General features: G+C 60.6%; 19 protein-coding genes. 12 read left to right on the top strand and 7 right to left on the bottom strand.

Annotated features, from left to right (window positions below):
• Positions 1 to 21 precede the first annotated feature (21 nt).
• Positions 22 to 2412 (top strand): hypothetical protein, encoded by a 2391-nt coding sequence (locus tag HKN06_12420; GenBank protein NNF62114.1) that lies wholly within the window; start codon positions 22 to 24, stop codon positions 2410 to 2412.
• A 22-nt stretch (positions 2413 to 2434) separates the two neighbouring features.
• On the opposite strand, the gene HKN06_12415 is transcribed toward HKN06_12420, so the two are convergent.
• The 5 genes from HKN06_12415 to HKN06_12395 all read right to left on the bottom strand — a co-directional run bounded on the left by HKN06_12415 (position 2435) and on the right by HKN06_12395 (position 5408).
• Entirely contained in the window at positions 2435 to 2881 is a 447-nt protein-coding gene (locus HKN06_12415) for a DoxX family protein (protein NNF62113.1), read from the bottom strand.
• Positions 2882 to 2958: 77 nt separating this feature from the next.
• Positions 2959 to 3219: a Trm112 family protein gene (locus HKN06_12410; protein NNF62112.1), complete on the bottom strand. Its 261-nt coding sequence runs from the start codon at positions 3217 to 3219 to the stop codon at positions 2959 to 2961.
• Entirely contained in the window at positions 3219 to 4316 is a 1098-nt protein-coding gene (gene tal / locus HKN06_12405; GenBank protein NNF62111.1) for a transaldolase, read from the bottom strand. The genes HKN06_12410 and tal overlap by 1 nt, the downstream gene beginning before the upstream one ends.
• A gap of 123 nt (positions 4317 to 4439) precedes the next feature.
• Positions 4440 to 4697 (bottom strand): GlsB/YeaQ/YmgE family stress response membrane protein, encoded by a 258-nt coding sequence (locus tag HKN06_12400; protein NNF62110.1) that lies wholly within the window; start codon positions 4695 to 4697, stop codon positions 4440 to 4442.
• 21 nt (positions 4698 to 4718) lie between these two features.
• On the bottom strand, positions 4719 to 5408 hold the full coding sequence (locus HKN06_12395) for an FKBP-type peptidyl-prolyl cis-trans isomerase (protein NNF62109.1): 690 nt from the start codon (positions 5406 to 5408) through the stop codon (positions 4719 to 4721).
• 131 nt (positions 5409 to 5539) lie between these two features.
• Here HKN06_12395 and HKN06_12390 point away from each other — a divergent pair, with 131 nt between their 5' ends.
• From HKN06_12390 to HKN06_12345, 10 genes are all read left to right on the top strand, one after another.
• A complete protein-coding gene (locus HKN06_12390; GenBank protein ID NNF62108.1) occupies positions 5540 to 6025 on the top strand; it encodes a YbaK/EbsC family protein in 486 nt (161 codons plus the stop codon).
• Positions 6022 to 7440: an aminotransferase class V-fold PLP-dependent enzyme gene (locus HKN06_12385; protein NNF62107.1), complete on the top strand. Its 1419-nt coding sequence runs from the start codon at positions 6022 to 6024 to the stop codon at positions 7438 to 7440. The genes HKN06_12390 and HKN06_12385 overlap by 4 nt, the downstream gene beginning before the upstream one ends.
• Before the next feature lie 276 nt (positions 7441 to 7716).
• The gene (locus HKN06_12380) at positions 7717 to 8556 is read left to right on the top strand and encodes a hypothetical protein (GenBank protein NNF62106.1); all 840 of its coding nucleotides are present in this window, start codon (positions 7717 to 7719) and stop codon (positions 8554 to 8556) included.
• 11 nt (positions 8557 to 8567) lie between these two features.
• Positions 8568 to 9101, top strand: a complete 534-nt coding sequence (locus HKN06_12375) for a hypothetical protein (GenBank protein NNF62105.1) — start codon at positions 8568 to 8570, stop codon at positions 9099 to 9101.
• Between the two features lie 3 nt (positions 9102 to 9104).
• Positions 9105 to 9746 (top strand): hypothetical protein, encoded by a 642-nt coding sequence (locus tag HKN06_12370; protein NNF62104.1) that lies wholly within the window; start codon positions 9105 to 9107, stop codon positions 9744 to 9746.
• Entirely contained in the window at positions 9743 to 10540 is a 798-nt protein-coding gene (locus HKN06_12365; protein ID NNF62103.1) for a hypothetical protein, read from the top strand. The genes HKN06_12370 and HKN06_12365 overlap by 4 nt, the downstream gene beginning before the upstream one ends.
• Positions 10540 to 11937, top strand: coding sequence for a hypothetical protein (locus HKN06_12360; GenBank protein NNF62102.1), 1398 nt, complete (start codon positions 10540 to 10542; stop codon positions 11935 to 11937). The genes HKN06_12365 and HKN06_12360 overlap by 1 nt, the downstream gene beginning before the upstream one ends.
• Entirely contained in the window at positions 11934 to 12587 is a 654-nt protein-coding gene (locus HKN06_12355; protein NNF62101.1) for a hypothetical protein, read from the top strand. Before HKN06_12360 ends, HKN06_12355 begins: the two co-directional genes overlap by 4 nt.
• Positions 12584 to 13354: a lytic transglycosylase domain-containing protein gene (locus tag HKN06_12350; protein NNF62100.1), complete on the top strand. Its 771-nt coding sequence runs from the start codon at positions 12584 to 12586 to the stop codon at positions 13352 to 13354. The genes HKN06_12355 and HKN06_12350 overlap by 4 nt, the downstream gene beginning before the upstream one ends.
• The gene (locus HKN06_12345; GenBank protein NNF62099.1) at positions 13354 to 13749 is read left to right on the top strand and encodes a hypothetical protein; all 396 of its coding nucleotides are present in this window, start codon (positions 13354 to 13356) and stop codon (positions 13747 to 13749) included. Before HKN06_12350 ends, HKN06_12345 begins: the two co-directional genes overlap by 1 nt.
• 39 nt (positions 13750 to 13788) lie before the next feature.
• Here the strand turns inward: HKN06_12345 and HKN06_12340 are convergent, their stop codons facing one another.
• Both HKN06_12340 and HKN06_12335 read right to left on the bottom strand, forming a co-directional pair.
• The gene (locus HKN06_12340; protein ID NNF62098.1) at positions 13789 to 16806 is read right to left on the bottom strand and encodes a hypothetical protein; all 3018 of its coding nucleotides are present in this window, start codon (positions 16804 to 16806) and stop codon (positions 13789 to 13791) included.
• Positions 16807 to 16970: 164 nt separating this feature from the next.
• Complete coding sequence (locus tag HKN06_12335; GenBank protein ID NNF62097.1) at positions 16971 to 17231, bottom strand: hypothetical protein; 261 nt, start codon at positions 17229 to 17231, stop codon at positions 16971 to 16973.
• A 116-nt stretch (positions 17232 to 17347) separates the two neighbouring features.
• Between HKN06_12335 and HKN06_12330 the strand changes: the two genes are divergently transcribed.
• Complete coding sequence (locus tag HKN06_12330; protein NNF62096.1) at positions 17348 to 18244, top strand: formamidopyrimidine-DNA glycosylase; 897 nt, start codon at positions 17348 to 17350, stop codon at positions 18242 to 18244.
• Positions 18245 to 18333: the final 89 nt, after the last annotated feature.

The following is an 18333-nucleotide window of genomic DNA, read 5'->3' as shown; positions in this document are numbered from 1 at the left end:
AACCATACAAGACATAAGCTTATGTCTCATATCTCTTACAGTTTGAAATACGGGCGGGTCCTGACCCTGCTGGCTGCGCTGCTGGTGGTCAACACCGGGCTGGCCGCTGGCGGCAAGCAGCTGGCCGGCGGCAACAGCCAGGTGGTCGGCACGGCGCAGCCCTATTCGATTCAGCCGGACCTCAAAACATCCCGCCGCCAGGGTGAAGATCGCGTCTGGTCGCAAACCGTGCTGTTGCCGGGCGCTTCTTTCATCAAGATTCACCTGGTTAACGTCAATCTGAAAATGGCTGACCGCCTCGTGCTACGCACGCACAAGGGCCGGGTCATCGAGTCCTTTACCAGTCGCGGGCCAAAAGAGCGCGGGTCGTTCTGGACATTGTCGGTTCCGGGAGACAGCGCTGTGCTTGAGCTGGTTTTTCGCGGCGCCTACAAGCAGGACCCGTTTAGCGTCGATAAAGTAATCGCCGGTAATCCTGTAATGCGCGCCGCTGACAGCGGCACCACTCGCAGCCTGTGCGGGGCGCCGGATTTCGAGGACGTTATTTGCTACCAGGGCGATGCGGAGAAGTGGGCGAACGTGCAGGCATCGGTCGGTGTCATGAGTGTGGGTGGTAACGTCGAGACGGCGATTTACTGCTCGGGCTCAAATATTTCGCCAGCCAACCACATACTCACCAACAACCACTGCCTGACCAGTCAGGCGCAATGCACCAATACTGAGTTTATCTTCCGCCACTATCGGACCGGCTGTAATGACGGGTCCCCGCTGACCCAGGATTGGGTCAGTTTCCGCTGTGACGAGCTGCTGGTATCCCAGCCGCTGGTGGATTGTGATGCCGTTCCCGGCGAGCTGGATTTCAGCCTGGCTTCGGTTATCGGTGAGCCAACGGCCGAATTTGGCTATATCCAGCCCGACACAACGCCGCTGGTTGACGGTGAAGCCTTGTACATCGTGCAGCATCCGGATGGTCGCCCGCATGAGATCACTCACGGTAGTGATACTGATGTCGACGGCACCGTGCTGCGTTACTGGAATACACTAGATACCGAAAGTGGCAGTTCCGGCTCGCCCATTTTTCGTGAATCCGACGACCGCCTGGTCGGCCTGCATCATTGCGGCGGCTGCGCGGTACCCGAGCAACGTAACCGTGGCATGTTGATGACCGACCTGCAGCCGCTGCTCGCGCCATACCTGTGCAGTGAGCAGGACGAGCTGCTGCCGGCGGCGCCCGGTCCGCTGACCGAGACGATCGGTAACGGCAACGGTGTACCTGAAGCCGGCGAGACCTGGTCATTCATACCGCGGTTGCTGAATGCAAATTGCAGTGGTGCGATTACCAATGCTCAGGGGACTATCGAGCTGGCAGCCGACAATGAAGCGCCTGTAACCCTTTCCACTAATACTGCCGTCTTCGGCAACGTTGCGGCCGGTGCCACGGCCGACGGCCCCACGGTAAATTTCAGTATTGATAACGCGGCACAGTGTGGTGATCTGATCTCGATCGAGATGAATCCGCTGGCGAGCGATCAGGGGCAGTTTCCCGGTGAACTGCAGGTCGCTGTGAATGTAGGCACAGAAAACTTCGACACCCTGTTGTTCGAGGATTTCGACAGCGGCATCCCGGCTGACTGGAGCGTGGTAGACCAGGGTACGGGATCCGGGCCGGCGCAAACCTGGTCTGTGGATAATCCCGGCAGCCGGTCTTTACCGTTCGTGCCGCCATTCGCGATCGTCGATTCAGACCTGCACGACGGCCTGATGGATGAAGAGTTACGGACGCCGGTCATCGATGCAAGCGGCTATCAGCGCGTCGTGCTGCAGTTCACTCATGATTTCAACTGGTATTCACAGGGCGGTATTGAATCGGCGTCGGTGGATGTGCGTTCCACCGCCACCCTGGGCGGCTGGCTTAATGTTGCCGGCTATGCTGGTGCTGACGAGAGCGGCACGGTTGTAATCGACATTACACAGTGGGCGGGCGCGGACCTGGAACTCAGGTTTCGTTACGTCGGCGGGCCGTTTGACTGGTGGTGGGCGATCGATGACATCTATCTGCTGGGCAGCACCGGGTTTGATTGCCCAACGCCCGGCGATACCGATTCGGACGGCGTGCTGGATGGGGCAGACAACTGCCCGGAGAGGGCCAACCCAAGCCAGGCCGACACCGACACTGATGGGATCGGCAATGCCTGCGATGCCGACATCGACGGGTCGGGCAACTGCCTGGTTGACCTCCAGGATCTTGCTGTCATGCGCACGGTGTTCCTTACGACACCTGCATCGCCCGCGTGGAACCCGGATGCCGATTTCGACGACAACGGGGTTGTCGAATTGCCGGACCTCGCCCTGTTGCGCAGCCAGTTCCTCAGTGTCCCGGGGCCCGGCGGTACGCCAAACGATTGCCAGTAAACGCGCCGCGCCGGCGTCGCGTTCAGCGCAGGAAAGAGAACCTGTCGGCCAGCTTCTGGTCCAGTCCCAGGAACTTTCCGGCGGGAACAAGCGCCAGCACCAGGAATATAGCTACCCAGATAGCATCGTGGTTCTGGCCGTCAAAAATACTCTGGCCCTTGGCAAACCAGAAATTGGCGAGCATGAATGCACCGGCAATCGATGCGTAACGCACCGCGACGCCCAGCACCAGAGCGACGCCCACGAGCAGCTCGCCCCAGGCGACCAGGCCGGAGAACAATCCCGCGTTCGGCAGAAAAACCGATTCGATCAGGGGTTGATAAAAACCGAAGCTCTTGTCTTTCATCGCTTCGAGGAAGCCGGTGATATTGAACCCGGTTTCGCGGGTCAGCTTACCGAATCCGTGATACGCGAAAAAAATTCCCGTATAGATGCGGAGCGCCTCGATCGGCCATCTGCGGATTTCCATCTTTTCCCCCAGGATTTGTCGGATTTGCGTGCCCATTCTACCGGAGGCCGGGCCATCGGCTTATTGCAGTGCGGCAGCTATGGGTCGATGGCCAGGCGGCCGGAGATCCCGCATTCTACCAGCAGCACCGGGATGTCGTCATCGATCCGGTAAATCACCGCATCATTGTCAGTCACCAGGGCGGCATCCAGTGGTTCGGTGATTTTCTCACCACCAAGATAGGTTGCCTGGCCGGACTTTATCAGCTCGTTGAGGCGGTGCAGGCGCGCAGCCGGAAGCGGCCGCAGCGGTCGGTGACTGGCCGGGCAGGCGAGAATATCGATAACCTGGCGGTCAATCATGCTGACTTGAGCCGCACGCGCTCGCTTTCAAGCGCCTGCATGAGTGAGTCGAATGAAGCGATGAACTTGTTGACGCCATCACTCTCGAGCATCGTCGTTACGGTCTCCAGGTCGATGCCATGATCCGGTAAAGCTGCAATTGCCTGTAGCGCCTGCGTGGCGCCGTCGGTTACGCGCACCGCAGGCTTGCCGTGATCACGATAGGCGTCGAGTGTTTTTGGTGGCACCGTGTTGACGGTTTCCGGACCGATCAGTTCATCGACATACAAAGTATCGCTGTAAGCCGGATTCTTTGTGCTGGTGCTTGCCCACAGCAGGCGCTGAGGGCGGGCGCCTGCGGCCGCAAGCGTGTGCCATTCATCGCTGGCACAGATTTTCTGATAGGTAATGTAAGCACTGCGGGCGCTGGCGATGGCAATCGAACCGCGTAACTCATGGTCCTGCGGCAGTTGTTTGTCGATTGCCGAATCGATGCGACTCAGGAAAAAGCTGGCGACCGACGCAACGCTGTCCAGCGGCAGCCCGGCGTCGAGTCTGCGCTGCAGTCCGCGGAGGTAGGCGCGCGCGACTTCAGCGTAGCGCGTTACGCTGAACAACAAGGTCACGTTGACGTTTATGCCTTCGTAAACCAGCTGCTCGATAGCCGGCAAGCCCTCGGGCGTGCCGGGGATCTTGATCATCAGGTTCTGCCGGTCAACCTGTTGCCACAGGCTCCTTGCCTGTTCGAGGCTGGCATCGGTTTCATTGGCCAGGTGTGGCGAGACTTCCAGGCTGACATATCCGTCCTGTCCAGCCGTGGTGGTGTAGACCGGATGCAGGATATCGGCCGCCTGGCGGATGTCGCTGATAACCAGTTCGTTGTAGATCGTCGTCGCAACGGCGCCGCTGTCTGCCAGCGTCGAGATTTCCTTGTCGTATTGCCCGGTGCTGGTGATCGCCTGATGGAAGATACTTGGGTTGGAGGTGACACCGGCGATGCCGTCATCTTCGATCAGCCGCGCCAGTCCGCCACCGCCCAGCAGATCCCGTTCGATATAGTCCAGCCAGATGCTCTGGCCAAGCGCCTTCAGTTCTAATAGCGGGTTTTCGCTCATCGGCCCTGTCCCGTGTAACGCCACGCGATACTGCTACGCCGCTCACCGGCGGACGCCGGTGAGCGCGCGATGCCTGAATCGGCGAGGTCCGGCGGAATATATTCCACCCGAACCGCGCGAGTATTACGACTTGCCTTTTTTCAGCTGACGGTAGCCGAACAGCAACAGCACTGCGCCACCGATGGCAATCAGCAGGCTGCGGATATCAAAGCCTGTGACCGAACCAAAGCCGAGTGCGGATGCAATAAAGCCACCAACGAATGCGCCGGCAATACCAATCAGTATGGTGACGAAAATGCCGCCCGGATCGTCGCCCGGCATGATGAACTTGCCCAGCGCGCCAGCGATGAGACCCATGAGTATCCAGGAAATAATCCCCATTTTTCAGTCCTCTTGTTTGACTTACTGAATTTCGAGCAGCTCGACCTCAAACACCAGCGCCGCGCCGGGCGGGATGCGTGGGGGCGAGCCGCGATCGCCATAGGCGATGTCAGACGGGCATACGAGTTTTGCCTTGCCGCCGACCTTGATCTTCTGCACACCCTCGGTCCAGCAGGAGATAACGCGTGTCAGCGGAAACGTTGCCGGCGAGCCGCGCTCGACCGAACTGTCGAATACGGTACCGTCGCGAAGCATGCCATGGTAATGAACCTGCACCGTGTCCTCGGCCTTCGGGCTTGGTCCATCACCCGGCTGCATTTCAATTACAACAAGCCCGGAATCAAATTTTTGTGCACCCGGCTGTGCGGCCATCTGCTCGACAAACGCTGCCGAGGCGTCCTTCTCTTTTTGTGCAACCGTCGCGGCACGGTCGCGAGCCAGGGCGCTGATCTTTGCATGGTAATCACCCAGGTCGACAGCAGTCTCCCCACCGCCAAGCCGGTCAGCCAGGCCGGCCTGAACCATTTCCAGTTCGGTTTCGCTGAGGTTGTATTGCTCCAGGCTGTCGGCAATGGCAATGCCAAGCGCATACAGGGTTTTGTCCTGGTCTGAAACCGGTTCGACACTGGTTTCAGCCGGGGCGGTTGCAGGTGGCCTGGCGCAGGCAGCTGCCGACAAAGCGACAAAGACGATCAGTGCAAAGCGGATCATGGGCGGTCCCGGTCTGGAGGAAGCCGCAACCGTACCGGAAATGACTTGGCGGCGGCAACCATCGCGGTGTCAGCATTTGCAAAGCGTTGTTCTGCCTTTGCCGGCAGGCGTTGGCGGCTATACTGCCGGCTATGGCAGCAACAGCAGACACCGGCACGGCGCGGTTTGCCGCAGCCCTGGCGCAGCGCGGCATTGCAACACCCACACAGCGACTGCCGGCGTCGACACGAACGGCTGGTGAGGCCGCGGCTGCAGTGGGTTGCTCGATTGCCGAAATCGCCAAGTCGATCGTGTTCAGGCTGGCGGACAGCGATCTGCCGGTGCTGGTGATTGCCAGCGGCAGCAATCGCGTCGACGTGGCCAGACTCGCAGCCTTGGCCGGCGAGGGCATTGAAAAAGCAGATGCCGATTTTGTTCGCCGCCAAACGGGCTATGCGATCGGTGGCATCCCGCCGTTTGCCCACGCCCGGCCGATCAGGACATTTGTGGATGAGGACCTGTTCGGGTTCGACAGGATATGGGCGGCAGCTGGCGGCGCATTTGATGTATTCGCCACAACTGCTGCAGAGTTGCTGCAGCACAGTGGTGGTTCGCGGGCGGAGATCAGGGAACAATGAGCAACAGCAACCCGCTGCGAAGCGAACTCGCTGAAGTAATAAAGAGAGTCAGTGACGCCGCAAAGGAATACATAGCCGGCGTCGACGAGCGGCCGGTTATCAGCCAGCGTGCCGATGCGGCGACAGCCACCTTCCTGCGCGCACTGCCCGAAACCGGTGACGGGGCCATTGCGGCGCTGTCAGAGCTGATCGCCGAAGCTCCCGATGCAGCGGCCGCAACCTCGGGGCCGCGTTATTTCCATTTTGTCACCGGTGGAGCAACACCGGCGGCGCTCGGTGCCGACTGGCTTGCAAGCGCGTTGGACCAGATTGCCTACACCTGGGTGTCATCGCCGCTTGGCGTGCAGTTGGAACTGCTCGCATTGGACTGGTTGAAGGACTTGTTCGACCTGCCACGCGCACATACCGGCATCATGACCACCGGGGCCACCATGGCGAACTATGTCGGCATGGCTGCCGCACGGCAGTGGTGGGGTGAGCAGCACGACGTCGACGTATCAGAGGAGGGGATGCATGGTATGCCCCGGGTGCCGGTATTCAGCAGTGGCTACGTTCACGCCAGTTCGCTGAAGGTAGCTTCCATGCTTGGCATTGGCCGCAGTGCCATACGCACTTTTGCGCGCGACCCGGCCGGTCGTCTCGATGCGGCGGCGCTGGAAAGCGCGCTTCTGGGATTACGCGGAAAGCCCGCGATCATCATCGCCAATGCCGGCGAAGTGAACATGGGCGATTTCGACCCGATCGAAGCCATGGCCGACCTGGCTGAAAAGCACAATGCCTGGCTGCATGTCGATGGTGCGTTCGGGCTGTTTGCCCGGGTGACACCCCGTGCCGCACAGCTGTGCGCTGGTGCCGAACGGGCCGACTCGGTTACGGTCGACGGGCACAAATGGCTCAACGTGCCGTACGACTGCGGGTTCTCCTTTGTGCGGGATGCGCAGCTGCTGGCACGCGCTTTCACCTATCGTGCCGACTACCTGCCAAAGTCTGACGATCCACGCCCGACTATCGGTGCGATCGGCCCGGAGAGTTCGCGCCGGGCACGGGCCCTGTCGGTCTGGGCAACGTTGCGCGCGTACGGCCGCCGTGGTGTTCGTGAAATGGTCGAGACTCATCTTGACCTGGCACAGCAGCTGGCCGATCGCGTCGATGCTGCCCCGGAGCTGGAGCGGCTTGCGGAAGTGCCGCTGAACATAGTGTGCTTCCGATTCAATCCGGGTGGAAAAACCGCTGACGAGCTCGACGAGCTGAATCGGAAGCTTGGTGAGGCAATCATTGCCGACGGCAGGGCGCTTGCCGGCACCACACTGTTTGAAGGGCGCGTCGCCTTACGTCCGGCTATCGTCAACTGGCGCACGCGCCCGGCCGACATCGACTTTTTTGTCGACGTCGTACGCGAACTCGCCAACGCGTAGCGACACCACACCGGGATAAATCTGCCGTGCGCCTGCGAACGGCGCGACGGGCCCCTGGCGGTCCGTCCTGCAGCCGGGCAGCCGCCACTTAATACCTTACTTAAACAGCACCTTAAGTGCCTTTATTGATGTCATTCAGAGGTGTGTTCAGCCTGGCCACGGCGTTAACTTAACCAACATTCAGGTTTGGTTCAGCGATTGCGACATACCTTCGAAGGCATCGTCGGTGCACTGCTTTTGCACGCCCCGACAAAATCCGCCGGAAGGAGAAATTCCATGACGAAGCAATCGTCCTTTCGCCGCCGCCCCGTCAGTCTGCTGTTTGCGAGCCTGTTTTTACTGGCTCCGGTAATGGTATCTGCGGCGACGACGGCTGCTACAGGCCCCACCATTCGACTGTTCCCGACCACCGTGCTCGAAGACATCCGCCATACCGGGCAGGTTGCCGAAGAAATGGAGAGCGGGCTGAACAGCATCATCGCCAAGCTCGATCAGCAACAGCAGCTGTTTGTAGAAGCAAAGTGCGACGGTGCCGAAGGCGACCCGGGCTGTGACCAGATTGCCAGACAGCTGGGTGCAACCTACCTGGAGATGCTCAATGTCATGAGCGAAGGGCTGCCGGACATGGAGCGCGCGGTGATGAGCACCCGCAACAGCCTGGAAAAGCGGCTGCGCACCGAAGTGGGCAAGAAGATGACGCCCTGGGACCTGCAGGAAAACCTGCTGGGCAAAACGCCAGCCGCAGCGGCGAAAGCGCAGCCGGCGATGCGCGGTCGTTCCGGGCTGCGTCTGAGTGAACGTTTTCGTCAGTACTACAGCCTGGTCGCCAGCGGTGGCGGCGCCGGAGCCGAGCAGTCGCTGACCGTGGTGGCGGCCGACATCTACCTCGACATGGATGAAGCCGCGGTGTTGATCGCCCGCACACAGGAAGAAATCAGCCGGGCAACACTGCTCGAACAACTCAACCAGTCCTTTGGCGTTATCACGCCCGAGATGCAGGAAGTTGTCGCGGGCGTCAAATCCATCCTGTTCGGCGATTTTGAGGCAGCAGCGCCAATTGCAGGACCACCCCCGGGCGATGTGCAGCAGGCCTACAGCAGTCCGCTCGAGATGTAATGGAGATGACCATGAAGTTATTAAAAATCGCAATCCTGCCCGCCGCGTTGCTGCTACTGGCAACCGGCTGTGCAACGACACCGCAGCCGGATTGTTCGCTGCCGGATGGGAAGAACCTGCGTGTAGCAATCGAAGTCAGCAAGGCGCAGCTCACCAACGGCTGTGAAGCGCTTTACGACGCGTATTTCGACCGGCTGCTTACGGTGGCGGAGGGTGACCCGAAACCTCGTCACAAGCAGACCTTCAGCGAATTTCTGGAATGGTCCACCGATTCCGGGTTGCTCAGCCAGCGCCAGGCGCAGGCTTATTACAACCGCTATTTCAACGTGAAGTTCATGTCGCTGGCCGGCGACTACAACAACTGCTCCTATACCTGTCCGCGGCAGGCTGAAGTGCTGACGCGAATGGAAGAGGAGCTCAGCGACAAGGAGCAGGGCCTGTTGCGCGTCGCGCTCGACCGCGACAGCTACTACCGTGCTGACCAGCTGCTGAAAGAAACCGAGCTGGTGCTGGCCGCAACCTGCACCGCCTGCGCCGCCAACTGAGCGATGCCGGCGGGACGTGACAACCGGTTCCTGAGCGGCGTTGCCAGCGGCGCCGCCAGTGCCGCGCTCGGCGGGTTGATGCTGCTGTATGTCACGGCACGCAGCGACCTGGTCGAGCTGCGGGGACTGTCCGGCATGCACCCGCCGGCGTGGTTCAGCTGGCTGGACGAAAACCTCGGCCTGGCGCTGCCGTTGTTCGTCATTATCCTGGTGTTGTTCATGCAGACTCTCGCTGAGCTGCGTCGCCGCGTCTTGCGTCACGACTCACCCGACCGTATCGCGCAGATGGACCACATGGCCGATATCTGGACCAGCCTGTTCTTTGGCGTTGGCGTTATCTGGACTGCGATCGGCATGCGCAATGCATTGCTGCATGCGCTCGGTGACCCGCAGGCGACGCTGCAGGCGGGCGCCTTTGCGCTGCTGGAACGCATGGTCGATGGCGGCATCCTGGTGGCGCTGTCGACGACGATAGTCGGCGGCATGGGCGGGTACCTGATGCGGGTGATCAAGACGATCACCATTGGCGCAGAACTCAAGCGTAGCTATACCCGCCACGGTCGTGAGGATGCGCAGGCAATACGCGACAGTCTCGATGCCATGAACCGTCACCTCGAAGACCTGACAGAGAAACCGGAAGCATGATGCCCTGGCAGATGTCATACGCGGCTACGGCGGATCTGGAAAATTCCGAGCTGCAGACCGATGTCATGCGATTCATGGCCATACTGGCGTTTTGCCTGGTCGCAATTTTTGCCATCGTGCAAAGCATGCCGCTCAGCCCGGAACCAGTTCCGGCCAGCCAGGCCCCCGAGCAACGTCTGCCCGAACCTGTAGTCCGCGTGAAGCAACCGTTGCCACGCGTTGTCAAAGCACCCGAACCCGTACGAGAGACTAAAACTGCAGCCCCTGCGCCTGTAACACGTGTCGTTGAGCCGGCCCCACCAGTGCAGCGTGAGACGGCGAGATTGGTCGCGGCCAGGCCATTGCCGGTACCGCAGCCAGTCAGTCAGCCGGCAGCGTCGCGAAGCGAAGCGCCACCGGCGGTTCCTGCGGCAACAGCGGCACCAGCGCGCCAGGGCCTGTCATTGCAATTCGAGTCGGACACCGTGCTGCGCAGCCTGGTGGAGCGTGGCCTTGTCAGTCTGTTTGCTATTGAAGATGCGGCGTTTTACCAGATGGCGGTGACCGGTGGTGTCGTGCGTTTCGAATCCGCGGCGGCCCCGGCGCAGTATCACCAGATGGTCTACGACACCGTGCCGTCAGAGGTCAGGGGCAGCTTCCAGGCACAGCACGGTCACGCCGCACGGGACATGACCTGGGGCGTTACCCTGCCGGCAGCAACGACCCTGCAGCTGCGTCGCTTCGTGCAGACGAATTTCCAGGGCAGCCTGGTAATCACGGCTGAAGGTGCGCTGGCACTGGCGGGAAGCAGCTGATGCGTGGGCTGGTACTGCTTTTTTCCAGCCTGCTGGCGGCCACAGCCATGGCAAACAGCTGGGCCCGATTTCCTGACCGCAGTCTCGACGGCTGGCTGGCCGATGAGGCTGTTCCACAGCTGTCGCAAACGCTGAGCGAACACCCGCGTTTTAAAGGTGAAACCGTCCGCATTGCAGTTCTGGACGGATCCGATGTCGCGGCGCAGCCGGATGGCCTCAGCGTTGCTACTCGTAATGCACTTCATGCCGCACTGATGCAAAACCAGGGTCTGCGCATCGCGATGGCCGAGGGCCCCGAGGATTGCGCAAGCCGGTCGCGTGACGGTTACTTTGTTGCGATAGAGGCCGCCGCCGTCAGCGGGCGCAACGGCAATGTGCAGATACGAATTTACGACATTGTCGAGCAACGCTGGGTCAGCGGCTTCAGTTACCAGTGGCGGGGCGAGCTTAGCGCCGCGCAACGCGCAGCAGTGCGCCGAACGGAGACTGCTGCCACTGCCCGTGGCCTGCGTATCGCACCTTATACAGCTGACCAGTCGGACCTGCTGGCGGCACACCTGGCCGGCGAGCTTGCCTGCCAGTTGAAGCGCAGCGGCGACGACGAACTTGCCGTGCAACCCGTTGGCGGAACCGCGGCGGCGTTGATCGCCGGCAACCTTGCCGGTAGTCACCAGATTCCGGTCGCCGCGGCCGGACAGCTGCAGCTGACCACCCGGGTGCACAAGGTAGATAACAACCTGTACCAGGTGTGGGCGATTCTAAACACTGCGGATAACGCTGATCCTGGCTCGGTAACATCGAGCGCCTATGCAACGCGGCCGTTGTTGCGTTCGACCGCCGGCCATGCGCGCAAGCCGACTGTGCGTGCAGACGCGCCGGCACCGATCGCGCCACGCGCCGTAACGTTGTTATCGGACTTGCGAGTGCATGCTGCAGCCGCCGACAGCTGCGCCACGCTGACGCCGCAGGAAGCTGAGGACCTGGGTGATCAACCGGAAACCGACCCGGGCGACTGTTACGGGCTGCAATTTTCCGCCCGCCCGGGGGCAACCGTATTTGTTGTCCGCCACCAGTACGATTCACGTCTCGTGCGTATGCAGCCGTCGTCCTGCACTGACGGCGCGACCATGTTGCGACACGACGGCCCCGGCGGCAGTGAGAGCTTTTATGTGCTCGCCGCCGCAACGGCACGTGCGGCTGCACGGCTGCAGCGTGTCCTGTCGCATCTTCCTGACGCTTGTGATGACGCGTCCGGATACCGGGCACAGCCAGGCTGGCTCGCCAGTCTCGACGAGGCAGTCGGCGATTCTGGCGATGACGTCGCCTGGCGCAGCGTCCGGGTTTATCACCAGCCTGCCGCTTTTGCCGGACAGCTGAGTAATGGAGCAAAACCATGAACAGAACTCTGGGATTTTTTCTGGGTAGCGCGGCGGTATTCGCCATGCTCGTATATATGCTTGGTCAGCCGGTGCCGCTTGCGTCGCCGCACGACCGTGACGGCGCGGCTTTGGCCGGTGCCGTCGTGCCCACACCGCCTGACGGTCAGCCTGGCCCGGCACCTCTGGCAGCCGCCAAAGCGCTGGCAGACGCGCCGGGTCCTGAGGAGATGCCATCTGAAGAAGTCGCGGATGAAGTCGCGCTGGTAGAGGAGTGGTTGCAGGTTGCGCGTGACAGCACCGAACAGGCCGGACCGCCGGCGCCGTCTGCAGTTGATCCTGCGCCAGCCGCGCCATCGGAACTGGCGGAAGCAGAACCTGCAGCATCGGCGGGACAGACGGATGTTCCGGTAACGACCGCGCCGGGAAATCCGGCGATCGCCAGCGACATCGAATGGTTTCCCGTTTGGGATCCGTTTCACAGCGAACTGTCGGCCAATGCTTTTGCGCGCCGGCTGGAACGCATAACCGGCCTGGATTATCGCGTCATTCGCACTGATCGGGCGCGGTACCGGGTTGCCGTTGGCTATGCATCGGAAGAGCAACGGCTGGCACACGTTGCCGCAATCGAAGAGGCCACCGGTCTGACTATTACCGGGGGCAGCCGGTGACGCGTTGGCCGGTACTGGCTGTGCTGCTGCTGTTGCCGTTCAAGATAGCGGTGGCGAGCCAGCAGGCGTGGCACGACTATGCCAGTAACGATACGCAGGCAGCGCCAGCGCTGAAGTTTCCGCACGAGACCTGTTTTCGCAGCGCGGCCATCGCGCACGATGTGCCATTCAATCTGTTGCTTGCAGTGGCGCGTGGCGAGAGCGATTTCAACGTGCGCGCCCGTTCTCATGCCAACGCGCACGGGCTGATGCAGATACTCTGGCCAACAACCGCTCGTCACCTTGGTATTCACCAGCTTTCAAAGCTGTATGAACCGTGCACCAACATTGATGCCGGTGCACGTTACCTGCGCGAGATGCTTAATCGCTATGACGGCAACATTCATCTTGCACTGGCGGCGTACAACTATGGACCGCACCGCATAAACGCCGGGCAACGCATCCCGGATGGCGCTGCCTGGTACAGCGCTTATATACACCGTCACCTTGATTACGTGCTGGGCAGGGGGCCGTCCGCGCTGCCGCCCGCAGCCGGTGCCGATTACGACGTGGAGGCCAAAATGGCGCTGATTACTTTTGGTGCGCCGTACCGTGCCCAGGCTTTTGTCGATCAGCTGCAGTCGGCAGAACCGGCGCTGCGGCTGGAGTGGTTTCGTGAAGAGGCGGGCAGGTTTCGCGTTATGCTGCTATACAACGGCAAGGCCGATCTGCGGCGCGCCCAGTCACGCTTGCGCAACGCCGGCTTTAGAATCAGGCGGCGTGGCTGATGCGCAACTATTTACTTATGCTTGTCGCATTGCTGCTGGCAGTGCCGGCGGGGGCGAGTGAAAGCTACGTCGATTACGCCCGCGTCATAGAGGCCCGGCCCGTGCTTGGTGAGAAACGGCTGCCGGTAAATAAAGAGGTGTGCGATAGACCGCAGGACAGCGTGCCGCCCGGCGACGTTCGTCGTCAGCAGCCTGCAGCTACGATCGGCGAACTGATTCGTGCGGATGATCGGCGTCGCCGGCCGGTGTGTCGTACCGAGACCCGTTACAAGCAGCAGCAACAGATTGAGGCCTGGCAGGTGCGCTACGTCTATGCCGGCAAGACCTATACACGTCGCGTCAGGGAAAAGCCCGGTGATCGCATCCGCGTGCGGATCGATCTCGAGGCGCGATGATTACTCCCTCCCGCGTGGTGCGGGAGGGAGCTCAGGTGATTACAGTACGCCGCTGGGTCCGGGGGCGCTGAGGAACTGCTGTCTTACAAGACCGAGATCGAGCAAGTCGACAGTGCCGTCGCTGTTGAGGTCGGCAGCAGGGGTCCAGTTGCCGCTCGACGGCGTGGTGAGGAAGTAGGTGCGGAACAGTGCCAGGTCCGCCAGGTCGACCAGACCGGTGTTGTCGAGGTCGGCATCGCAGAAGTTTCCGTAGCCATCGCCGTCGGAATCGACCTGGTTTGGATTGCTGACAGCAGTGCAGTTGTCGGCCGAATTAGGCAACCCGTCATTGTCATCGTCGGCTGCCGCCGCACACGAGTACAGCTGCACGTCGTCAATAAACCAGCCCAGCAGGCCGTTACAGCCGTCCATGCCCACTTCGAAACGCAGTCGAACTGAATCGCCTGCCGCGGCTACACCTGAAAAGTTAACCTGTGACTGGCCCCAGCCACTGGACAACGAGCCCTCATCGGTGCCATTGAAGGCCGGTTCGCCGGCCATCGGATTGTCACTGCTGACCAGGCTGCCGTTGTAGGCATTGAAGGTGAACGCGCTGGCCGGCAGCAACTGCCACGGCCCGCCGTTGACGCTGACCTTGATGTTGGCGCCGTCATAGTCGGCCTCGGTCGCAACCGAATGGTCAAAGGCCATCCGTGCCGCATCGATTCCAGCCGGCAGGTTTATTGCGGGGCTTTCCAGGTAAATGATGCCCGACTCGATGTCATTACTGCAGTTACCGAGCACCAGGTTGGGGCCGTAGGCGGCGGTGCCGCTGCGGCCTGTCGGCAGGTCGCTGCTGGTAGTCCAGTCCGGGCCGCTGAAGGTTGCAGGATTCAGTATTTCACGGGTGCCGGCCGTCCAGTTGTTGAGTCCGGCTTCAAAATCCTCGGCGAAGATGGTCTGGGCGCTGCTGCCCTGGGTGCACAGGTCCGGGGCATCGGTATCCAGCAGCTTGTTGAAATTGCACTGTACCGGTTCAAGCCGCAGTTCGGTCGCGGCAATCGCAGCCGCCACTGCCGTGCAGTCGGCTGCGGTAATGGCAAGACCCGATTCGCCGCCACCCTGAGCCTGGGTGCCGAGGTTGGTGAGTGAACTGCCGATGAGGTCAGCACACGATGCCTCCAGGGAATCGGCGTGATCGGCAAAGTCAGTGGTTGGTGTCTGGTAGACACTCGCGGCGCGCCAATAGATATTGAGCGCTTTATTCATGCCGATGCTGTTTATCGTGTAGCCGTTATAGGTGCCACCGTCGACCAGCAGGGCAAACGCATGGTTCGGCACGCCCGAGTTTGTGTGGACGCCGCCACCGTCGACTTCACCGTTACAGAAATACTCGCCGTCGCTGACTCTACCCGGGTCGCCGTAACACTGCGGATTCCACAGGTCACGTATGGCACCGCCAAAGCCACTGGCATCCTCACCCATCAGCCAGCGTAATGAATTCTCGCCGGCACCACCCAGGTTGAGACGGGCAGTCAGGCCCGCAGCGCCACGCAATGATTCGCCATCGGTCTGGCTTACGAATACCGACGGAATGGTGATGCCTGGTGCGCTGCCACCCATGAAAACAAGATCATTGCCGGCGTTATTGGCAATGACTACGCCGATAGCACCTGCTGCCTGAGCATTGAGCACTTTGGCAGTGAAGTCACAGGAGCCGCGATCGATCAGTGCGATCGCACCCGATAGCGAATTGGTCAGGCTTTCACAGCCATCAGTGCTGGCGCCGACGCCGTCTTCGGCGGCGACCACATCTGCGGTTACATCTGCCGTGGCCGGGTTAAACGCTGCGCCGGCTACGCTGTAGCCGCCGGCGATCGATGCCGGTGTAAGCACTTCGAACCCGGGCGGTGCTGTACCGCCGAAAGTCGAGCACGAACCGACGCTGCGCAGTGCTGCAGGTGTGTCGGCACCGGCAGCATTTAGCTGGTCAACGGCCTCGCCGAAGATATCCGAATACGATTCGTTCAGAGCGCCTGACTGCCAGCGGTAGATCAGTCCGTGGGTGCTTTGGGTGTAACCATGGGCCCACTCGTGACCGACCACGTCATCGCTGGTTGTGCCGCTGCAGAAATTGATCGAGACGCCATTCCAGGTTGCATTGGGGCAGGTGATACCGGGGTCGTTGTTCACCGCATTCATGATGCTGCCGGCGCCGTCCCAGCTGAGGAAGTTGTTCCCGGTAAGGTTGGCAAAAAGATAATAGGTGTCTTCGGTGTACCCGATCAGGTCGTCGATGGCGGGGTCACCGTAAGGTGTGGGATCGCCTTCGGACCACACCAGCAGCTGCGCGGAAAAGCCACCATTGTAAACGCGCCGGTTGAGTGCCTCATGAATGCCGGTGTACTGGTCAACAATTTTTCCATTGACAGCATTGACCATTACGAATTCACGCACATCGTTATCGTTGCCGACCTCGACCTGCCAGGCCAGGACCGCCGGGCCATCCGCGCTGGCACGCAGCGGCTGGCGATAAATATAAAGCTGCGGTTGCTGCGCGCTCAGACCGGGGGCAGGGCGTGATGCGGCAACACGCTTTAATGCGATGCGGCGCGCCTGCGCTGCACGCAGCTGCGGCCGGGTGTTAAGCATGAGGCCCGGTTCAAAATCGCCGTTTACACTGCGCAGCGCGTTTGCTGCATCAAGGTTTGCGTTGATACGCGCACCAAAAACGGGAACACCGTTTACGGTTTGCTCATAACTGAAGGTTGTTGTGCCGAAGTTATCGGCGCGTGAGCGCAACAGCCGCAGCTGCCGCGGGTTGTCTATCCCGAGCAGACTGCCGTGCTGGTCGAGAAATCCGCGGACCTTGGTATCGGCACTGGCCCGGCGCAGGTGTGGCGCGAGGTCACCGGTGCTGCGAACGAAACGAGCAGTGTCACCATCCGACCGCATGGCGACTGTCAGCTGGCCCGAAGTCGTCGCACGCATGGCGTCGACATGATCCGGCCCGGCCATGGCCGTGCCGCCCATAGCCAAAAGCGCCACGTACAGAAAGAGTCTGTGGGATACCCGCATGATTAACCTCAGTGTATGGGAGGGCGTTATGCGCCCGATAGATGGATATACGCTGGTCAGCGACTTACACAGGCCGCCGGTTATTGTGGGCACAATTAGACTACAGCTTGTTACCAAGCGTCAAAAACACACTGATAAATATGGTAAAAGCGCTAAAATACAGCCTAATGCACGCTGGGAGCAGCGATATCGGCAGCAGGTGCCTCGTCAATGGTTTGCAGGCGGCGCGCATCTTCGACCAGGGCCTGGTGATCGGCCGGCGAAACCTCGGTGCTTAGCAGCCAGCCACCGTCGGGCCGCCGGATTGCCCACACCAGCTGGTGCTCGCAATAAAATTCATCGCTGGCAAACGACGGCTTGCACTGCTTTTTGAAACACTCATCGCAAATTTGCGCCGCAGGCGGTGCGCTTTTCTTGTCTCTCATCCAACCGCTCCGATTAATTATTATTTTATGCGAGTGACGTCTCTTATCCCCCGGACGCACAACTCGATCCACGATAGTGTAGTGCATTCAGGCGAAAGCGCAACGCCAACTTAACAGTGCCGGAACTACCTGACATAACCCTTTATCTCGAATCGTTGCAGAAGCGCATCTGTGGTGCGGAATTGCTTGAAGTGTTTGTGCATAACCCGTTCTTTCTTCGCAGTGTAATAACGGACGATCTAACCGGCCGTGTTGTTTGCGATTTGCAACGTTTGGGTAAGCGCATTGCCATCGGGTTGCAGCCGGATTGCTGGCTGGTGATTCACCTGATGATCGCCGGTCGCCTGCAGTGGTCAGCAAAGCGACCGGCAGGTGCCGGGCGCAATGTGCTGGCCGACCTTGTTTTTAGCAACGGCAATCTGCGGGTTACCGAGGCGGGCAGCAAAAGGCGTGCATCGCTGTATGTTGTCAGCAGTCGTGAGCTGCCGCAGCATGATCCCGGCGGCCTGGAGGTACTCGACACCAGCTTCGAGCAGTTTGCTGACCGGCTGCGGCAGCGTAATCACACGCTGAAGCGGTCACTCACCGACCCGCGAATATTTTCCGGTATCGGCAATGCGTACTCGGATGAAATACTGCACCACGCACGATTGTCACCGTTTGCGCAGTCGAAGAAGCTCAGCGATCAGCAGGTGCGCCAGCTGCACCAATCTGTCGTGCATGTGTTGCAGGCGTGGATCAGCCGCCTGCGCCTCGACAGCGGCGAACGATTTCCGCGCCGGATTACGGCATTTCGCGACGGCATGGCAGTTCATGGACGATACGGTAAACCGTGTCCCGACTGCGACGCGACGGTGCAGCGCATACGTTATGCCGGCAGCGAAACCAATTACTGTCCAGGCTGCCAGACTGGTGGACGAATTCTCGCCGATCGCTCCTTGTCGCGACTGCTTAAAGATGACTGGCCGCGGACCGTTGATGAGCTGGAGAAAATCCGGCCGCGAGATAAATGACACACGGCCCGGGTCAGGACATAAGGCGCCGGTTTCGTTAAAGAGCGGCAGAAACGCCACGTAACAGCCAGTTATCGTTAAACCCTCGA

Source organism: Gammaproteobacteria bacterium, assembly GCA_013003425.1.
Classification (GTDB): domain Bacteria; phylum Pseudomonadota; class Gammaproteobacteria; order Steroidobacterales; family JABDKV01; genus JABDJB01.
The sequence above is the reverse complement of the archived record's forward strand: the minus strand, read 5'-3'. Positions and strand labels throughout refer to the sequence as shown.

Coding starts and splice junctions, on each gene's coding strand:
- HKN06_12420 (NNF62114.1), top strand. CDS start 22: ATGTCTCATATCTCTTACAGTTTGAAATACGGGCGGGTCCTGACCCTG.
- HKN06_12415 (NNF62113.1), bottom strand. CDS start 2,881: ATGGAAATCCGCAGATGGCCGATCGAGGCGCTCCGCATCTATACGGGA.
- tal (NNF62111.1), bottom strand. CDS start 4,316: ATGAGCGAAAACCCGCTATTAGAACTGAAGGCGCTTGGCCAGAGCATC.
- HKN06_12400 (NNF62110.1), bottom strand. CDS start 4,697: ATGGGGATTATTTCCTGGATACTCATGGGTCTCATCGCTGGCGCGCTG.
- HKN06_12395 (NNF62109.1), bottom strand. CDS start 5,408: ATGATCCGCTTTGCACTGATCGTCTTTGTCGCTTTGTCGGCAGCTGCC.
- HKN06_12390 (NNF62108.1), top strand. CDS start 5,540: ATGGCAGCAACAGCAGACACCGGCACGGCGCGGTTTGCCGCAGCCCTG.
- HKN06_12385 (NNF62107.1), top strand. CDS start 6,022: ATGAGCAACAGCAACCCGCTGCGAAGCGAACTCGCTGAAGTAATAAAG.
- HKN06_12380 (NNF62106.1), top strand. CDS start 7,717: ATGACGAAGCAATCGTCCTTTCGCCGCCGCCCCGTCAGTCTGCTGTTT.
- HKN06_12375 (NNF62105.1), top strand. CDS start 8,568: ATGAAGTTATTAAAAATCGCAATCCTGCCCGCCGCGTTGCTGCTACTG.
- HKN06_12370 (NNF62104.1), top strand. CDS start 9,105: ATGCCGGCGGGACGTGACAACCGGTTCCTGAGCGGCGTTGCCAGCGGC.
- HKN06_12365 (NNF62103.1), top strand. CDS start 9,743: ATGATGCCCTGGCAGATGTCATACGCGGCTACGGCGGATCTGGAAAAT.
- HKN06_12360 (NNF62102.1), top strand. CDS start 10,540: ATGCGTGGGCTGGTACTGCTTTTTTCCAGCCTGCTGGCGGCCACAGCC.
- HKN06_12355 (NNF62101.1), top strand. CDS start 11,934: ATGAACAGAACTCTGGGATTTTTTCTGGGTAGCGCGGCGGTATTCGCC.
- HKN06_12345 (NNF62099.1), top strand. CDS start 13,354: ATGCGCAACTATTTACTTATGCTTGTCGCATTGCTGCTGGCAGTGCCG.
- HKN06_12340 (NNF62098.1), bottom strand. CDS start 16,806: ATGCGGGTATCCCACAGACTCTTTCTGTACGTGGCGCTTTTGGCTATG.
- HKN06_12335 (NNF62097.1), bottom strand. CDS start 17,231: ATGAGAGACAAGAAAAGCGCACCGCCTGCGGCGCAAATTTGCGATGAG.